A 16,537-nucleotide genomic window follows, 5' to 3' on the forward strand; every position below is an offset into this window, starting at 1 on the left:
GGGGCCCTTCCTTACAGCCCGGCCAGCCAGCGCAGCAGGGTGCGTACGCCCCAGCCGGTCGCGCCCTTCGTCAGCTCCGCCGAGTCGGCGGCGGCCCAGGACGGCGCCGACATGTCCAGGTGCAGCCAGCGGTCCCGCAGTTCCCCGGCGAACTCGCGCAGGTAGAGCGCCGCGGTCACCGAACCGGCGCCGGCGGCCGGCGAGCTGTGCAGGTCGGCCAGGTCGCTGTGCAGGTACTCCAGGTAGTCGTCCGGCAGCGGCATTCGCCAGGCCCGCTCCCCGGCCGCGGCCGCCGCGTCCAGCACCGCCGTGGCGAGTTCGTCGTTGTCGCTGTACAGCGCCGCCGTCCGGGAACCGAGCGCCACCGCGTTCGCCCCGGTCAGCGTCGCCAGATCGACCAGTACGTCCGGCGCCAGCCGCTCCCGGGCATAGCTCAGGGCATCCGCCAGCACCAGCCGACCCTCGGCGTCGGAGTTGGTGCTCTCGCTGGTCAGCCCCCCGTAGTGCCGGATCACGTCACCGGGCCGGAACGCCGAGCCGCTCACCATGTTCTCGGCCAGCGGCGCCAGCGCGGTGATCCGGACCGGCAGCCGGAGCGCCGCGGCCCCCACGGTGGCGGCCAGGATCGCAGCGGCGCCGCCCATGTCCTTGCGCATCAGCTTCATCGCATCCCGCGGCTTGATGGACAGGCCGCCGGTGTCGAAGGTGATGCCCTTGCCGACCAGCACAACGTGCGTGGTGGCGCCCTCGGGCCGCCAGCTCAGCTCGACCAGCCGGGGCGGGTTGACGGAGCCGCCACCGACGGCGAGGACGCCGCCGAAGCCCTCGGCCGAGAGCCAGTCGGGCTCGCGTACCCGCGCCTCGAGGCCGGGATGCCCGGCCGCGGCCGCCACGATCTGGTCGGCGAGCCACTCGGGACTCTTCACCGACGAGGGCATGTTGGTCAGGTCCCGGGCCAGCCGGGTCGTCTCGGCGGTGATCCGGGCCGCGGTGAGCGCCTCCTGCACCCCGACCGGGTCGGACACCACGAGCCACACGGCCGGCTCGCCGGTCCCGCCCGGGTCGTCGCCCCCGGCCGCGTCCGCGCCGCCGGTCGCGTCGTGGCCGCCGGCCGCGTCCGCGCCGCCGGTCGTTCCCGGCCCGGCCGGCACGCCGGTCGTTCCCCGCCCGGCCGCCGCGTCCGCGCCGTCCGGCCGCCCGCCGCCGTTTTGCGGCGGGACCCGGAACCGGTACGACGCCAGCCACAGCCCCTCGGCCATGCCGCGCGCCTCGGCCACCCCGGCATCGCCCGGCAGCACGAGCGCCACCGTGCCGTCGAGGGCGCCGGAGCGGGCCAGCGCCGCGCCCGCGGTCCGCCAGTCCGCCTCGGTGCCGCCACCCACCCCGAGCAGGACCAGCCGGCCGACCGGGTTGCCCGGACGGACCCCCACATACGTCTCGCCCGGGCCGCCGGAGTGCCGCACCGCCGGGAGCAGCGCCGTGGCCTCCGACCGGACGTCCGCCGGCGGCGCCCAGCTCCCCGGCGCCAACTCCGCGCCGCCCGGACCGCCGGCGCCGGGCCGGACGGGCAGGACGAGCACGTCGTACCGGGTTGGTTCGGCGACGGGGTGGATGTGCAGCACCCGGGATACCTCCGGAAGTAGAAAGGGGCGGATGGTCCCGCCTACGGCGAACGGCCCGGTCGCGGGGTGCGGCCGGGCCGTTCGCCATTCAATCAGCCGACGGCGGCCTTCAGCGCGTCGCCGAGCGCGTTGGCCTCGTCCGGTGTCATCTCAACGACGAGCCGGCCGCCACCCTCCAGCGGCACCCGCATGACGATGCCCCGGCCCTCCTTGGTGACCTCCAGCGGACCGTCGCCCGTCCGCGGCTTCATCGCCGCCATGTCGTCTCCCCTCAGACCTTCATCAGGGTCCGTGGGTTGCCCCACAGCCACTTCGCCAGCACTTGCCGCGGGAAGCCCACGGCGTCGAGCAACGATTTTCCCTGATGAACACCGCCGGACCCAAACCGAGCCGGTCTCGATATAACAGCATCTAGCATATATCGCAAATGACTGTCACAATATGCGGTCATGCAGGCACGGTCGGCGCTCTTCGACCTATACGGCGACTACCTACGTCCACGGGGTGGCCGCGCGCCGGTGGCCGCCCTGGTCAGACTACTGACTCCGCTCGGCATCGCGGCACCGGCCGTCCGCACGGCGGTCTCCCGGATGGTTCGACAGGGGTGGCTTGACCCGCTCCGGCTGGCCAACGGACCGGGCTATTCGATCACACCAAAGGCGGCGCGCCGGCTGGACGAGGCGGCGGCCCGGATCTACCGCACCGGCCGGAGCGGCTGGGACGGGCGGTTCGATCTGCTCGTCCTGGACGGGCCCGCCAACCGGCGAGACCGGCAGCGGCTCGGATCCAACCTCAGCTTCATGGGGTACGGGATGCTCGACGAACGCACCTGGGTGGCCACCCGGCCCGGCGTTGACATCGACGGGCTGCTGGCCGAGGCCGGCGTTCGGCACGAGCGCTTCACCGCCAGCCACGCCGGCGGCACCCAGGGCGCCATGGGCGTGGTCCGGCGCGCGTGGGACCTCGGCGAGATCGGTGAGGCGTACGAACGGTTCGTGGCCGAGCAGCGACCGCTGGTCACCGGCGTGACGGCCCGCAGCAGCGACGAGGACGCGTACGCGGCCCGGTTCCGGCTGGTGCACGCATGGCGTACCTTCCTGTTCCGGGATCCGCAACTGCCTCCGGCCCTGCTGCCCGACCGGTGGCCGGGCACCGGCGCGGCCTCCTTCTTCGACCGGCACGCGGCTCGGCTGCGGCCGGCCGCCGACCGGTTCGTGGACCACTGCCTCGGTAACGGACCCGCGGTGACCCCCACCCGGGGCCGCGGCGCCGGGACCGGGACCGGGACCGGGACCGGGCGACGACAACAGAAGGGCCTGAACCAGTGAGCGCGAGGAGTGAGCCGGGTCTGCGAGCCCCGCAGTCGCGAACGGAGGAGCAACCAGTGAACGACGAGCCGCTGCTCGTGGACCGAACCGACGCCGTGGTGACGCTGACCCTCAACCGGCCCGCGGCGCTGAACTCCCTCGACGTACGGCTCAAGGAGGCGCTCCGGGACACGCTCGCCGAGCTGGAGCAGGACCGCTCGTGCCGGGCCGTGGTGCTCGCCGGGGCCGGTCGGGCCTTCAGCGCCGGCCAGGATCTGCGGGAACACATCGCCACCCTGGAAGCGGGCGCCGCCGATCCGCTGGAGACCGTACGGAAGCACTACAACCCGATCGCCGCGCGGCTCGGCGACCTGCCAAAGCCGGTGGTGGCCGCGGTCCGCGGGATGGCCGCGGGCGCGGGCGCGTCGCTCGCCTTCCTCGCCGACTTCCGCATCGGCGGCCCGGCCACCAGCTTCCTGATGGCGTTCGCCCAGGTCGGCCTCGCCGGCGACACCGGCGTCTCCTGGTCGCTGCCCCGGCTGGTCGGGCACGCCAAGGCCGTGGAGCTGCTGATGCTGGCCGAGCCGGTACGGGCCGAGGAGGCGCTCCGGCTCGGCCTGCTCACCCGGCTGGTGAGCGATGACGAGCAGGTGCTGCCGGTGGCGCAGGAGCTCGCGGCCCGGCTCGCGGCCGGCCCGACGGTCGCGTACGGGGCGATCAAGCGGCAGCTGTCGGTGGGCGACGCCGGCACCCTCTCCGAGGCGCTCGCGGCCGAGGCCCAGGCGCAGACCATCTGCGGCGCGACCAGCGACCACCGGTCCGCCACGGCCGCCTTCGTGGCCAAGCGCAAGCCGGAGTTCGAGGGCCACTGATCCGGATCGGGCCCGGACGTCGGGCTTACCTGACTCGTACAGTCGAGTCGTAGCGTCGCGGGCATGGCCAATCGGGACATGCTCGCGCATCTGCTGCGCCGGGCCACCTTCGGGCCGACCGCCGCCGAGGTCGACGCGGCCGTTCGGGACGGCCTGGACGCCACCCTGGACCGGCTGCTCCGGCCGGTCGGCAGCGACCGGGGCGCCGCCGCCACTCCGCCGCCGCGACTCGGGCCGGACCCGGCCGCGAGCCTGGGCCGCAAGCCGGCGCGGGAACAGCGGCAAGAGGCCAACCAGCAGCGCGGCGCGCAGGTCCGCCAGGTCCTGGAGTGGTGGCTGGACCGGATGGTGGCGGCCGATCACCAGCTCGGCGAGAAGCTGCTGTTCTTCTGGCACGGCCACTGGGCCACGAGTGTCAAGAAGGTGAAGTCGGCTCAGCTCATGCTCGGGCAGCTGAACACGCTGCGCCGGTACGGGCCCGGCCCGTTCGGCGACCTGGTGACCGCGATGGTGCGCGACCCCGCGCTGATCGTCTGGTTGGACGGTCAGAAGAACACCCGGCAGGCGCCGAACGAGAACCTCGCCCGCGAGCTGATGGAGCTGTTCACCCTCGGCATCGGGAACTACACCGAGGCCGATGTGAAGGCCGGCGCCCGGGCGCTCACCGGCTGGACGATCGACCGCGGCACCGGCGCCGCCACCTTCGTGCCGCGCCGGCACGATCCCGGGGACAAGACCATCCTGGGCCGGACGGCGGCCTTCGACGCGGAGTCGTACGCCCGGTTGCTGGCGGACCGGCCGGAGGCGGCCGCCTTCGTGGCGACCCGGCTGTGGTTCCGGTTCGCCGGCGGCGCCACGCCGGCGCAACCGACCGCCGCGCCCGGCCAGCCTGCGCATCCGGACAGCACGGCGGTCCTGCGGGCCGTGCTGACCTCGCCCGCGTTCGGCGCCACGGCCGGTCAGCTGGTGAAGCAGCCCGTGGAGTGGGCCGTGGGCGCCATGCGGCAGCTCGGCATCCGCCCGTCGGCGCTGCCCGAGCAGCAGCGCCGGCAGCTCGTGTCCGGCCTCGACGGGCTGGATCAGGTGCCGCTCCGCCCGCCCAGCGTCGGCGGCTGGCCGGCCGGCACGGCCTGGCTGACCACGGGCGCGCTGCAGGCCCGGATGCGGCTGGCCCAGCTCTTCGCGGCCCGGATGGCCCCGACGGTCGGTCGGGCTCTCGCGGCCGCGCCGCAGCCGGGCCGGCTCGATGCGCTGGCCCGGCTGCTGGTGGTGGACGCGTGGACCCAGCGCAGCAGGGCGGCGCTGGCCCCGCTGGCCGCCGACCCACCCAGGCTGGTCGCGGCGGCGCTGGTCAGCCCGGAATACACGGTGAGTTGAGGGGGACGGCATGGATCTGCTCACCCGACGGAGGTTCCTGATCGGCAGCGGTGTGGCCGGCGCGGCCGCGCTCGCGGCCGGCGGGTCGGCGTACGCCCTCACCGACCTGCTGGCCACGGCCGGCGACCGGGACCCGGACGCCCGCACGCTGGTCCTGGTCACCCTGTACGGCGGCAACGACGGGCTGAACACCGTCATCCCGTACGCCGACCCCGCCTACCACGACGCCCGAGCCGAGATGGCCTACCGGCCCGAGGAGGTCAAGCGGCTGGACGACCGGCTCGGGCTCAATCCGGCGCTCGGCGGCCTGCACGGGCTGTGGACGCAGCACCGGCTGGCCGTCGTTCGCGGGGTCGGTTACCCCAAGCCGGACCGCAGCCACTTCCGCTCGATGGACATCTGGCAGACCGCCCAGCCCGATCGGCCGGGCACCACCGGCTGGCTGGGCCGCTGGCTCGACGGCGCCGGGGCCGATCCCCGGCTGGCGGTGTCGTTCGAGCCGGCCCTGCCGCCGTTGCTGGCCGGTGCGCGCAGCGCCGGCGCGGCCGTACCGGTCACCCAGCGTGGGGCCGGCGGGCTTCGCGACGCGACCCTGGCCGCGTTCGCGGCGCCGGCCGACGAACCGCCGGCCCGGGCCCGCGCCGCCGCCTGCTTCGCGGACCTGCGCGCGGTGACGGCCATGATCACAGCGGTACGCGAGGGGACCCCCAGCCCGGGCGACGGCGACGACGGCGAGAGCCCGGCCACGGCCACCGGGGGTGGGCACAGCCCGTTGGAGGCCCAGCTCGACCTGGTGGCGCAGTGTGTCGAGGCCGGCGTCTCCAGCCGGGTCTTCTCGGTGTCGCTCGGCGGCTTCGACACCCACGCCGACGAGAAGCAACTGCAGGCGGTGCTGCTGGGTGAGTTCGACCAGGCACTGAGCCGCTTCGTCGACCGGATGAGCCGGACCGACGCCGGCCGGCGGGTGGTGGTGGCGGTCTACTCGGAGTTCGGCCGGCGGGTACGCGCCAACGCCTCCCAGGGCACCGACCACGGAACCGCGTCGGACATCCTGCTGCTGGGCACCGGCGTGCGCGGCGGCCTCTACGGCGAGCAACCCAGCCTCACCGACCTGGACGACGGCGACCTGAAATGCACCACCGACTTCCGGGACGTCTATGCCACGCTGCTGGAACGGGTCCTGGACGCCGATCCCGGGCCGGTGCTCGGCGGGTGGCGCGGCCGGCTGTCCGGCGTGCTCACCTGACCCGGTCGGTCAGTCGTCCTCCTCCGGGTCCTGGTTGGCCTCGGCGCCGAGCACGAAGGCCTGCATGGCCAGCTCGTTCCGGCTCGGCGCCACAAAGGCCGGCAGCTCCCGCGGGCCCAGCTCGAGGACGTACGACCAGAAGACCCGGGCCGCCTCGGCGGCCGACGCGGCCTCGATCGGCAGGTCGAGGCTGACCAGCCAGCGCTGCCGGTCGCCGGCCGGCGCCACCCGGCCCGACCAGCGACGGAAGGTCTCCTCGTCGATGGGGGTGACCGGGCCGCCCAGCGCCAGGCCCGGGGCCGGGACCGGCCGGTCGAGCGCGCGGCGCAGATAGGAGACCACCAGCGGACCGCCGTCGGCGGCCTGCGGGTCGTCCGGGTCCCGCTCGTCGGTGCCGCTGGCGGGGCTGACCCGGCCCACCGCCACCACGAGCGGCGTCTGCTCGTCGCGAACCACCAGCACGTCGTCGCCCGGACCCGGGCCCGGCCGGCCGGCCAGGTCGACCAACTCCAGCGTGTCGTGCTGCACCAGCCGCTCGGCCTCGAAGCGCTCGACCGGGATCACCACGGCCCAGGCGCTCACCGGGACACCTCGCCGACAACCGCCCCGGCCGGAGCGCCGACGGGCACGTGGCAGCCGGCGAGGTGGTCGTCCACCATCCCGGTGGCCTGCATCAGCGCGTACGCCGTCGTCGGGCCCACGAAGCGGAAGCCGGCCTTCTTGAGCGCCTTGGCCATCGCGGTGGACTCGGCCGTCACGGTCGGCACGGCCGCGAAGCTGGCCGGCCGGCTCGGCCGGGCCGCGGGCGCGAAGCCCCACAGCAGCTCGGCCAGGCCGACCGGCAGGTCCAGGGCGGCCCGGGCGTTCGCGATGGCCGCCTCGATCTTGGCCCGGTTGCGCACGATCCCGGCGTCCGCGAGCAGCCGCTGGACGTCGTCGTCGCCGAAGGACGCCACGGTGGCGATCCGGAACCCGCCGAACGCCCGCCGGAACGCCTCCCGCTTGCGCAGGATCGTGATCCAGGCGAGGCCGGACTGGAACGCCTCCAGGCAGAGCCGCTCGAAGAGGCCGTCGTCGTCGCGTACCGGCCGGCCCCACTCACCGTCGTGGTAGGCCGCGTAGTCGGGGGTGGCGGACCCCCACGCACACCGTGGCAGCCCGTCCGCCCCCGTCACCAGATCAGTCACGGCACAACGGTAGGCCACGGCACCGACGGTCTCCGAGACACCGCCGGAACGGCGGCCCGGCACGGCGATCGCGGTACGGCGATCGGGTACGGCCGCCTGAGCGGCCGGCGAGGCTCGGTCGTCCTTGCCAGGGCAGCGACGGTTGCCTATCGTCTGAGGTTACCGACCGGTAGGACGGAGGTACGCGGTGCGCGAGCTGCCGAACGTCATCGCCTGGTCGATCCCGGCCTTCCTGCTGTTGATCGTGCTGGAGCGGGTCTCGTACCTGATGCACCGGGACGACGACGAGCTCGGCTACGCGGCCGCGGACACCGCCACCAGCCTCGCCATGGGCCTGGGCAGCGTCGGCGCGGACATCCTGTGGAAGATTCCGATCGCGGCGGCGTACGCGGTGCTCTACGCCGGCACCCCGTTACGGGTGCCGACGGCGTGGTGGGTCTGGCCGGTGCTGCTGGTCGCGCAGGACTTCTGCTACTACTGGTCGCACCGCAGCCATCACGTGATCCGCATCCTCTGGGCGTGCCACGTGGTGCACCACTCGTCGCGACGGTTCAACCTGTCCACCGCGCTGCGCCAGCCGTGGACCGGGCTGACCTCGTGGATCTTCTATATCCCGCTGATCCTGCTCGGCGTGCACCCGGCCGTGCTGGCGTTCCTCAGCTCGGTGAACCTGCTCTACCAGTTCTGGATCCACACCGAGCGCATCGACCGGCTGCCCCGGCCCGTCGAGGCCGTGCTCAACACGCCGTCGCACCATCGCGTCCACCACGCCTCCCAGGGCGGCTACCTGGATCGCAACTTCGGCGGCATCCTGATCGTCTGGGACCGGCTGTTCGGCTCGTTCGCCCCCGAGCGGGACCGCTGCGTGTACGGGTTGACCACGAACATCGGCACGTACAACCCGGTCCGGGTGGCGTTCCACGAGTACGCGGCCATCGGCCGGGACCTGCGGGCCGCCTCCTGGCGGCAGTGGCCCGGCTACCTGTTCCGGCCCCCCGGTTGGCGCCCGGCCGCCGCCGAACTCACGGCAGTTGCCCCTGCTCCACCAGCCGGCCCAGCCGCTTCAACGCGCTCGTGAGGCTGAACTTCGACCCGGGCCACAGCACCGGCCAGGCCATCCGGCCGGCCACCCCGCCCGGCAGGTGAAACCACTCGTGCCAGACCACCTGGGTGCGATCGCGGTCCATCTGGGTGCACCGCAGCACGCCCGGTCCGCGCAGCAGCGCGCCGGTGTGCACCACCCGTACCTCGTACGGCGGGTCCAGCCGGACCACCCGCATCTCGTCCCGGAGCACGGCAGGACCGACGCTGGTGACCGCCTCGATCCGGCTGCCCTCGCCGCCGTCGCCGGCGACCACCCGCACCCGGGTGAAGGGGATCCACTCCCCCTGCCGCTCCCAGGCGGTGAACGCGGCGAAGACCCGCTCGGCCGGCGCCCGCACGATGACAGTCGCCGTCACCTCGCCCGAGCCGGGACGGGCCGCCGCGCGCAGTTCGTCGGCATCGGCGGGGTCGGTCATGCGCGCTCCGACCGTGCGGGCGTGTCCGGCGGGATCGTCCCCACCGCGCCCGCCTCGGAGGCCGGGCCGTCGGTCGGCACGACGTTCCCCATCGGGACGGCGCTGCCGACCGGTCGGGCGGATGCGTCCGGTGCCGCCGCGCCGACCGCCCGGGTCGAGGCGTCCGGGTCGGTGCCGACCGCCCCGCTCCCGGCGTCCGGGTCGGCCGTGCCGACCGGCCGGGTCGGGGCGTCCGGGTCGGCGGTGGCGACCGCCGCGGCCGGCTGGGTCCCGGCGGCGACCAGCGCCGGCTCGCCCTCGGGCCGGTCGCCGTCCCGGCCCGTGACCGGCCGCGCCGCACCGCCCGCCACGTCTTCGGGCGCCTCGTCGGCCGCCGCGCCCGCGGCGGTCTCCCGGTCGACCGGCGCGGCGGCGGCCAGCGCCAGCTCCCGGGAACGCCGGAGGCTGTCGGCGTCGTCCGTACGGCCGTCCCGCAACGCGGCGACCTCCGCTTCCAGCACGCTGATCAGCTCGTCCTTGTAACCGATGTCGTACGCGGCCCGCCGCATCGCGTCGTCGACCTGGCCCATCCGGTACCCCCGGACAGCGGTGTCAAAACGGACATCACCGATGTCACCCTCGCGCAACGGGCGGCTGCTCGGCAAGGGCACGGATCGGCCGTCCGGCTCGGCGGGCGCCAGCCCGGGATCGCCGCCGGTCACCAGCACGGCCACGCCGAACACGACCGCCGCGACGGTGACCGCCGCGACCAGAATGAGCAAAAGCTGACCCATGGCCCCGATCGTGGCATGCCGGACGGTGTCGGGGTAGCCCGCCACTCCTCGAAACAATGTTTACCCGGCGATCCGGGACCGCCCGCCGCAGGTCGAGGGCGACATCGAACGCTTCACGACCAGCGAAGGACGTTCTTCCGCCAGGCGTACAGGATGCCGAGCGCGAGGACCGCCACGAAGATCGCCATCTCCACCACGGTGGCGGCGCCGAAGCCCGGCCGGTCGAAGATCACCGCCCAGGGGAACAGGAACACCGCCTCGACCGCGAACAGGACGTAGAGGTAGGCATAGACGTAGTAGCGGATCTGCATCTGCGCCCAGTCCTCGCCGACCGGGTCCAACCCGCACTCGTAGCTGGCCCGCTTCCCCGGCGGGTCGGCGGGCGCGGCCGGTCGCAACAGCCGGTTGGCCCCGAACGCCGCCACGAACAGCGCGGCGCCGACCAGCAGGAGCAACCCGAGCGTCGCGTACGAGCCGAGATAGCCGGTCATGCCCGGCAGCCTACCGGCGGCGCCGGCCGGCGTCCCGGGCCCGCGGCGGCCGATTCGGTGACGCTGCGGAGTTCCTCGCTGACCTGACCTCCGCCGTTACGAACTTGTTTCCTCGGTTGACTAGTGGCACATGGCAAGTACCTGCGAATAATGGACAGCCAACCTGCGCTGACCCCCGGAGGGACGATGGCGCGCGACGAACCCGGACGGCCGCTGCCGGCACATCAGCGGCAGTTCCGCGTTCGCGCGGCACTCCTGGCCGGCGGCCTATCCGCCCTGCTCGGCGCGGGCGGAAGCCTGCTGCTCGCTCCGGCGTCCGCCTCGGCCGGACCGGCCGGCGCGACCCGACTCGGATCCACGACGGCCCGGCAGTTCGCGGCCACCCTGGCGCGCGGCGCCGACGCCTCGCCGTCACCCGGGTCCGAGGGGGATCCGCCGCCCACCGAGTCCCCCGGCCCGGACCCCACCGCCACGGACACCACGCCGCCGGCGCCCCCGGACCCGCCGAGCCCGTCCGAGAGCACGACGACCCAGGCGCCGACCCCGATCGACCCGGCGCCCACCACGGCCGGACCACCCCCGCCGCCGCCCCCAGCCGGATCGCCCACCCCGCCGCCGGCGCCACCGCCGCCGCCACCCGGCACGACGCCCGGCCACCCCGGGCCGCAGGAGCCGGGCGCGCCCCGCCGCGGCGTGTACGTCACGACGAGCGACATCACCCTGCCGGAGTCGTACTGGTCGGCCCGCAGCACGGTGGCCGACCTGCGGGTGACGATCGCCAACACGGGCGAGGTGAGCGAGCTCGTGCAGCTGTCGTACACCCTCCCGGCCGGTCTCACCGACGCCGGGACGCCCGGCTGCCGGACCGCGGACGGCGGCGGCCGGTGTACGGCCTGGACCGTCGCGGCCGGCGCCCGGTTCAGCACCCACCTGCGGCTCCGGGTCGACGGGGACGCCTGGCGGCGCATGCCGCTGAGCGGCTCGGTCCAGGTCTCGGCCAGCCGGCCGAACGCGCCGGCGGTGCTGGACAACCAGGGCTTCGCGGTGCTCTTCCCGGCCGGGCCGCCGGTCCCCGGCATATCGCTGTCGGCCAGCGACGTCAGCTTCGACATCACCGGCCAGGCCACCACCCTGGACGTACGGCTGGGTAACACCGGGCATACGGACGCGGGCGGCACCGTCGAGGTGGTCCTGCCGGCCGGGGTGACCGTGCCGACCCCACCGCCCGGCTGCGTGGCCCTGGCCCCGGACCGGACCCGGTGCGACCTCGGCCGGCTGGCCGCGGGGCAGGTCGGCACGGCCCGGCTCCCGGTGGCGGCCACGCCGGAAGCCCAGCGCAACGCGCCGCTTGCGGGCGCCGCGAGCGGCACCCTGACGCCCCGGGCCGGCAAGCCGAAGACGATCCATCTCAGCTTCCGGATCGTGGCCGTGGCCGCCCTGGCCACCCCCGCCGCCCTGACCGACCCGATGGCCACCGGCTCGCAGGGGGCGCTTCCGGGGCTGGCCGGCGCGGCGCACGACACCGGGCTGTCCCGGGTGCAGAAAACGGCGATCGCCCTGATCGGCGCCTCGCTGCTGCTGGTGGTCCTGGCGCTGGCCCTGGCCACCGGCTCACTGCGCCGGATCGGGCGGCCGAAGCCGGCCGAGGGGACGGGCGGCCCGCCCGGGCCGTGATCTGAGTTACCCCTGGGGGGAATGGGGCAAAATTTGTCCCATTCGTCCCGGTGGCCTCGAGTCATCCTCTACCCCTTGCCGACGGATCGGTGGCCGATCCGACGTAGGCTCAGAGGTGACAGGGAGGGTGCCGGCGATGTCGCCGGGCGCCCGTCGCCGGATCAGGGAAGTCCCGCGACCGGGAGGCGACGTCACCGGCGGCTCGACGGGCCGGCCGGCGGTTCGGCCCGGCACGGAGTCGAGCGAAGCGAGGTACGACCGTGAACAAGCAGGTCCGGCAGCTGGACCGGGTCGTGATCCGGTTCGCCGGAGACTCGGGCGACGGTATGCAGCTGACCGGTGACCGGTTCACCTCGGAGACGGCGCAGCTGGGCAACGACATCTCCACCCTGCCCAACTTCCCGGCCGAGATCCGGGCACCGGCCGGCACGCTGCCCGGGGTCTCGAGCTTCCAGGTCCACTTCGCCGACTACGACATCCTCACCCCGGGTGACTCGCCAAACGTGCTGGTGGCGATGAACCCGGCGGCGTTGAAGGCCAACCTGGGCGATCTCCCGCGCGGCGCGGACATCATCGTCAACACCGACGAGTTCACCAAGCGCAACCTGGCAAAGGTCGGCTATCAGAGCGACCCCGTCTCCGATGGCACGCTGGACGGCTACGCCCTGCACCCGGTCGCGCTCACCTCGATGACCGTCCGCGCGCTGGCCGAGCAGGCCGTGTCCAAGAAGGACGCCGAGCGGGCCAAGAACATGTTCGCCCTCGGCCTGCTCTCCTGGATGTACTCCCGCCCTTACGCCTCGACGCTGCGCTTCCTGGAGCGCAAGTTCGCGGCGCGGCCGGAGCTGGTGGCCGCCAACGTGGCGGCGTTCAAGGCCGGCTGGAACTTCGGCGAGACCACCGAGGACTTCGGGGTCCGCTACCAGGTCAAGCCCGCCCGGATGACCCCGGGGACATACCGCAACATCACCGGGAACGCGGCGCTGGCGCTGGGCCTGGTGGCCGCCGGCGTCCGGTCCGGGCTGCCGCTGTTCCTCGGCGCCTACCCGATCACCCCGGCCTCCGACATCCTGCACGAGCTGAGCAAGCACAAGCGGTTCGGCGTGACCACCATGCAGGCCGAGGATGAGATCGCCGCGATCGGCGCGGCGCTGGGCGCCTCGTACGGGGGCTCGCTCGGGGTGACCACGACGAGCGGCCCGGGCGTGGCCCTCAAGGGGGAGACGATCTCGCTGGCGGTCGCCCTCGAGCTGCCGCTGCTGATCGTGGACGTGCAGCGGGCCGGCCCCTCGACCGGGATGCCCACCAAGACCGAGCAGGCCGACCTGAACATGGCGCTGTTCGGCCGGCACGGCGAGGCGCCCGTTGCGGTGGTCGCGCCGCGCTCGCCGTCCGACTGCTTCTTCGCGGCCCTGGAGGCGGCCCGGATCGCGCTCACCTACCGCACGCCGGTGATCCTGCTCTCCGACAACTACGTGGCGAACGGCTCCGAGCCGTGGCTGCTGCCCGACGTGGACTCGCTGCCGGACCTGCGGGTGGACTTCGCCACCGAGCCGAACGGCTCGGACGGGACCTTCCTGCCCTACCTGCGCGACCCGGCCACCCTGGCCCGGCCGTGGGCCATCCCCGGCACGCCGGGGCTGGAGCACCGGATCGGCGGTCTGGAAAAGGCCGACAAGACCGGCGACATCTCGTACGACCCGACCAACCACGACTTCATGGTGCGGACCCGGGCGGCGCGGATCGAGGGCATCCCGGTGCCCGACGTCGAGGTGGAGGACCCGGACAGCGACGCCCGGGTGCTGGTGCTCGGCTGGGGCTCGACGTACGGGCCGATCGGCGCCGCGTGCCGGGCCCTACGCCAACGCGGGCTGCCGGTGGCCCAGGCCCACCTGCGGCACCTCTCACCGCTGCCGGTCAACCTCGGCGAGGTGCTGCGCCGGTACGAGCGGGTGGTGATCCCGGAGATGAACCTCGGCCAACTCGCCCACCTGATCCGGGCCCGCTATCTCGTCGACGCCATCGGCTACAACCAGGTCCGCGGCCTGCCGTTCACCGCGGCGGAGCTGGAGACCATGCTGGAAGAGGTCATCAAGAATGCCTGAGCCCGTCAGCCTGAAGCTCACCGCCAAGGACTTCAAGTCCGATCAGGAGGTGCGCTGGTGCCCCGGCTGCGGTGACTACGCGATCCTGGCCGCGGTCCAGGGTTTCATGCCGGAACTCAACATCCCGCGCGAGCGGATCGTCTTCATCTCGGGGATCGGCTGCTCGTCCCGCTTCCCGTACTACATGAACACGTACGGGATGCACTCGATCCACGGACGGGCGCCGGCCATCGCCACCGGGCTGTCGACCAGCCGGCCCGACCTGTCGGTGTGGGTGGTGACCGGCGACGGCGACGCGCTGTCGATCGGCGGCAACCACCTGATCCACGCCCTCCGGCGGAACGTCAACCTCAAGATCCTGCTCTTCAACAACCGGATCTACGGGCTGACCAAGGGTCAGTATTCCCCCACCTCGGAACTCGGCAAGATCACGAAGTCGACCCCGGTCGGCTCGGCCGATTCGCCGTTCAACCCGCTGTCGCTGGCCCTGGGCGCCGAGGCCACGTTCGTGGCCCGGACGATCGACTCCGACCGCAAGCACCTCCAGTCGGTGTTGCGGGCCGCGGCCGAGCACTCCGGGTCCGCCTTCGTGGAGATCTACCAGAACTGCAACATCTTCAACGACGGCGCGTTCGACCCGCTGAAGGAGCCGGCGACCCGGGACGACTACCTGATCCGGCTCGAGCACGGGCAGCCGGTGACCTTCGGCAAGGACGGCCAGTTCTGCGTGGTGCACCCGCCCGGCGGCTTCGGCCTGGAGGTCCGGGAGACCGCGTCGGTGGCAGCCGAGGACATCGTCGTGCACGACGCGGGAGTGGCCGAGCCGGCGTACGCCTTCGCGCTCTCTCGGCTGCCCGGGTTCGACCTGCGGAACACCCCGATCGGCGTGTTCCGGAACGTCGACCGGCCCTCCTACGACAGCATCGTGCAGGAGCAGGTGGCGGAGGCGCAGGCGAAGGAGACCGGCACGCCGGACGAACGGCTGAGCGCCCTGCTCAACGCCGGCGACACCTGGACGATCCTCTGACCCGCTGCTAACCCGGCGCTCCCGGGGCCGCCGCGCGCGCTCCCGGGGCCGCCGCGCGCGCTCCCGGGGCCGCCGCGCGCGCTCCCGGGGCCGCCGCGCGCGCTCCCGGGAGCGGCTCCGCTTTCCGGAGCCGCCCTGATGTCCGATTTACGCTCGGCTCAGCGGGTGGTGCCCGATCCGCCGCCCGGGGGCGCGGCCGCGGGTCCCGGGCCACCGCCCGGGGTCGAGGGCGAGGGCGAAGGCGAGGGCGCCCGATCGTCGCGGACATAGACCAGCATGTCGCCGGTCTCCACCCGGGCGCCCTCCGAGTCGGCCACCGGAACGATCTTGCCGCGCCGGACCAGCGCGATGACCAGCACGTCGAGTTGTCGGGGCCCCAGTCCCACCTCGGCGCGCTCGGCCGAGCGCATCGCCAGGGCCATGCCCTGGCCGGGGGTCAGCAGGTCCTCCACCACGTCGATGAGCGGCGGCGCCGAGGTCGACAGCCCGAGCAGCCGACCGGCGGTCGCCGACGAGACGATGACGTGGTGCGCCCCGCTCTGCTTGAGCAGCGGCGCGTTCTCGGCTTCCCGTACGGCCGCGATGATCCGGACCTGGCCGGCGGTCATCTGCCGCACGGTGAGCGTGACCAGCACCGACGCGTCGTCGCTGTCGGTGGCGATGATGACCGACTTGGCCGAGGTCACGTGGGCCTGCTTGAGCACCACGGACCGGGTGGCCGATCCCTCGACGGTGACCAGGCCGGCCGAGGTGGCCTGCCGGATGGCCGTCGGGTTGCGTTCCACCACGACGATCCGCGACTTGTCGAGGCCGGTCTCCAGCAGCGCCGACACGGCGCTGCGGCCCTTGGTCCCGTAGCCGCAGATGATGACGTGACCCTTCACGGTTCTCCTCCACCGGGACAGCCGCAGACCGGTGCGGTACTGCTCGGTCAACACCTCGAGGGTGGTGCCGACCAGGATGATCAGGAAGAGCACCCGGGCCGGCGTGATGATCAGAACATTGACCAGCCGGGCGCCATCCGCGACCGGCGTGATGTCGCCGTATCCGGTGGTCGAGAGCGACACCACCGCGTAGTAGAAGCAGTCGAGCAGGCTCACCCCGTCGGCGTTGACGTCCCGGTAGCCGTTCCGGTCGGCGTACACCACCGCGACGACGAGCAGCACCAGGAGCACCGCGGCGAACAGCCGCAGGCTGATGGCCCGGAGCGGACCGCGGCGCACGGCCGGAAAATGGATCACCGTCTACCCTGCTCAACCTCGACCGGCGGCTGCACGCCCACACCATAGTCGGTGTCCGGACGGCCGCACCGACCCGGCAGAATAATCCACGTCCT

General features: G+C 73.6%; 14 protein-coding genes and 2 pseudogenes. 8 read left to right on the top strand and 8 right to left on the bottom strand.

Annotation, left to right across the window (positions count from 1 at the left end; all coding sequences use genetic code 11):
- Nucleotides 1-11: 11 nt before the first annotated feature.
- Both ACFFHU_RS11340 and ACFFHU_RS11345 read right to left on the bottom strand, forming a co-directional pair.
- On the bottom strand, nt 12-1,580 hold the full coding sequence (locus tag ACFFHU_RS11340) for a leucyl aminopeptidase family protein (RefSeq protein WP_446686799.1): 1,569 nt from the start codon (nt 1,578-1,580) through the stop codon (nt 12-14).
- Between the two features lie 134 nt (nt 1,581-1,714).
- Nucleotides 1,715-1,882: a DUF3117 domain-containing protein gene (locus ACFFHU_RS11345; RefSeq protein ID WP_095563524.1), complete on the bottom strand. Its 168-nt coding sequence runs from the start codon at nt 1,880-1,882 to the stop codon at nt 1,715-1,717.
- 189 nt (nt 1,883-2,071) lie between these two features.
- Here ACFFHU_RS11345 and ACFFHU_RS11350 point away from each other — a divergent pair, with 189 nt between their 5' ends.
- The 4 genes from ACFFHU_RS11350 (at nt 2,072) to ACFFHU_RS11365 (ending at nt 6,424) form a co-directional block, all read left to right on the top strand.
- Nucleotides 2,072-2,950, top strand: a complete 879-nt coding sequence (locus ACFFHU_RS11350; protein ID WP_377337958.1) for a PaaX family transcriptional regulator — start codon at nt 2,072-2,074, stop codon at nt 2,948-2,950.
- A gap of 56 nt (nt 2,951-3,006) precedes the next feature.
- A complete protein-coding gene (locus ACFFHU_RS11355) occupies nt 3,007-3,801 on the top strand; it encodes an enoyl-CoA hydratase-related protein (protein ID WP_377337960.1) in 795 nt (264 codons plus the stop codon).
- Between the two features lie 63 nt (nt 3,802-3,864).
- Nucleotides 3,865-5,178: a DUF1800 domain-containing protein gene (locus tag ACFFHU_RS11360; protein WP_377337962.1), complete on the top strand. Its 1,314-nt coding sequence runs from the start codon at nt 3,865-3,867 to the stop codon at nt 5,176-5,178.
- Between the two features lie 10 nt (nt 5,179-5,188).
- Complete coding sequence (locus ACFFHU_RS11365) at nt 5,189-6,424, top strand: DUF1501 domain-containing protein (protein WP_377337963.1); 1,236 nt, start codon at nt 5,189-5,191, stop codon at nt 6,422-6,424.
- Nucleotides 6,425-6,433: 9 nt separating this feature from the next.
- Here the strand turns inward: ACFFHU_RS11365 and ACFFHU_RS11370 are convergent, their stop codons facing one another.
- Together ACFFHU_RS11370 and ACFFHU_RS11375 are read right to left on the bottom strand one after the other, a co-directional pair.
- Nucleotides 6,434-7,006: a hypothetical protein gene (locus tag ACFFHU_RS11370; protein ID WP_377337965.1), complete on the bottom strand. Its 573-nt coding sequence runs from the start codon at nt 7,004-7,006 to the stop codon at nt 6,434-6,436.
- Nucleotides 7,003-7,611 (bottom strand): DNA-3-methyladenine glycosylase I, encoded by a 609-nt coding sequence (locus ACFFHU_RS11375; RefSeq protein WP_377337967.1) that lies wholly within the window; start codon nt 7,609-7,611, stop codon nt 7,003-7,005. The genes ACFFHU_RS11370 and ACFFHU_RS11375 overlap by 4 nt, the downstream gene beginning before the upstream one ends.
- 187 nt (nt 7,612-7,798) lie before the next feature.
- Here ACFFHU_RS11375 and ACFFHU_RS11380 point away from each other — a divergent pair, with 187 nt between their 5' ends.
- The gene (locus ACFFHU_RS11380) at nt 7,799-8,689 is read left to right on the top strand and encodes a sterol desaturase family protein (RefSeq protein ID WP_377337969.1); all 891 of its coding nucleotides are present in this window, start codon (nt 7,799-7,801) and stop codon (nt 8,687-8,689) included.
- Here ACFFHU_RS11380 and ACFFHU_RS11385 read toward each other — a convergent pair.
- The 3 genes and pseudogenes from ACFFHU_RS11385 to ndhC all read right to left on the bottom strand — a co-directional run bounded on the left by ACFFHU_RS11385 (nt 8,634) and on the right by ndhC (nt 10,395).
- Nucleotides 8,634-9,131 carry an SRPBCC family protein gene (locus ACFFHU_RS11385; protein ID WP_377337971.1) on the bottom strand — a complete coding sequence of 166 codons (498 nt, stop codon included), beginning with the start codon at nt 9,129-9,131 and terminating at the stop codon, nt 8,634-8,636. The two genes, ACFFHU_RS11380 and ACFFHU_RS11385, sit on opposite strands and share 56 nt — an antisense overlap.
- 176 nt (nt 9,132-9,307) lie before the next feature.
- Nucleotides 9,308-9,904, bottom strand: a pseudogene (locus ACFFHU_RS11390) (DivIVA domain-containing protein); the annotation flags it as partial.
- Nucleotides 9,905-10,017: 113 nt separating this feature from the next.
- Nucleotides 10,018-10,395, bottom strand: coding sequence for an NADH-quinone oxidoreductase subunit A (gene ndhC, locus ACFFHU_RS11395; protein WP_377337975.1), 378 nt, complete (start codon nt 10,393-10,395; stop codon nt 10,018-10,020).
- A gap of 186 nt (nt 10,396-10,581) precedes the next feature.
- Here ndhC and ACFFHU_RS11400 point away from each other — a divergent pair, with 186 nt between their 5' ends.
- The 3 genes from ACFFHU_RS11400 to ACFFHU_RS11410 all read left to right on the top strand — a co-directional run bounded on the left by ACFFHU_RS11400 (nt 10,582) and on the right by ACFFHU_RS11410 (nt 15,201).
- Nucleotides 10,582-12,069: a hypothetical protein gene (locus ACFFHU_RS11400; RefSeq protein WP_377337977.1), complete on the top strand. Its 1,488-nt coding sequence runs from the start codon at nt 10,582-10,584 to the stop codon at nt 12,067-12,069.
- Between the two features lie 260 nt (nt 12,070-12,329).
- Complete coding sequence (locus ACFFHU_RS11405) at nt 12,330-14,174, top strand: 2-oxoacid:acceptor oxidoreductase subunit alpha (RefSeq protein WP_377337979.1); 1,845 nt, start codon at nt 12,330-12,332, stop codon at nt 14,172-14,174.
- Complete coding sequence (locus tag ACFFHU_RS11410; RefSeq protein ID WP_377337981.1) at nt 14,167-15,201, top strand: 2-oxoacid:ferredoxin oxidoreductase subunit beta; 1,035 nt, start codon at nt 14,167-14,169, stop codon at nt 15,199-15,201. Before ACFFHU_RS11405 ends, ACFFHU_RS11410 begins: the two co-directional genes overlap by 8 nt.
- Nucleotides 15,202-15,443: 242 nt before the next feature.
- Here ACFFHU_RS11410 and ACFFHU_RS11415 read toward each other — a convergent pair.
- Nucleotides 15,444-16,442 (bottom strand): annotated as a pseudogene (locus ACFFHU_RS11415) (potassium channel family protein); the annotation flags it as partial.
- Between the last annotated feature and the right edge of the window lie 95 nt (nt 16,443-16,537).

Origin of the sequence: Plantactinospora siamensis, assembly GCF_042434095.1 — a bacterium.
Taxonomy (GTDB): Bacteria; Actinomycetota; Actinomycetes; order Mycobacteriales; family Micromonosporaceae; genus KBS50.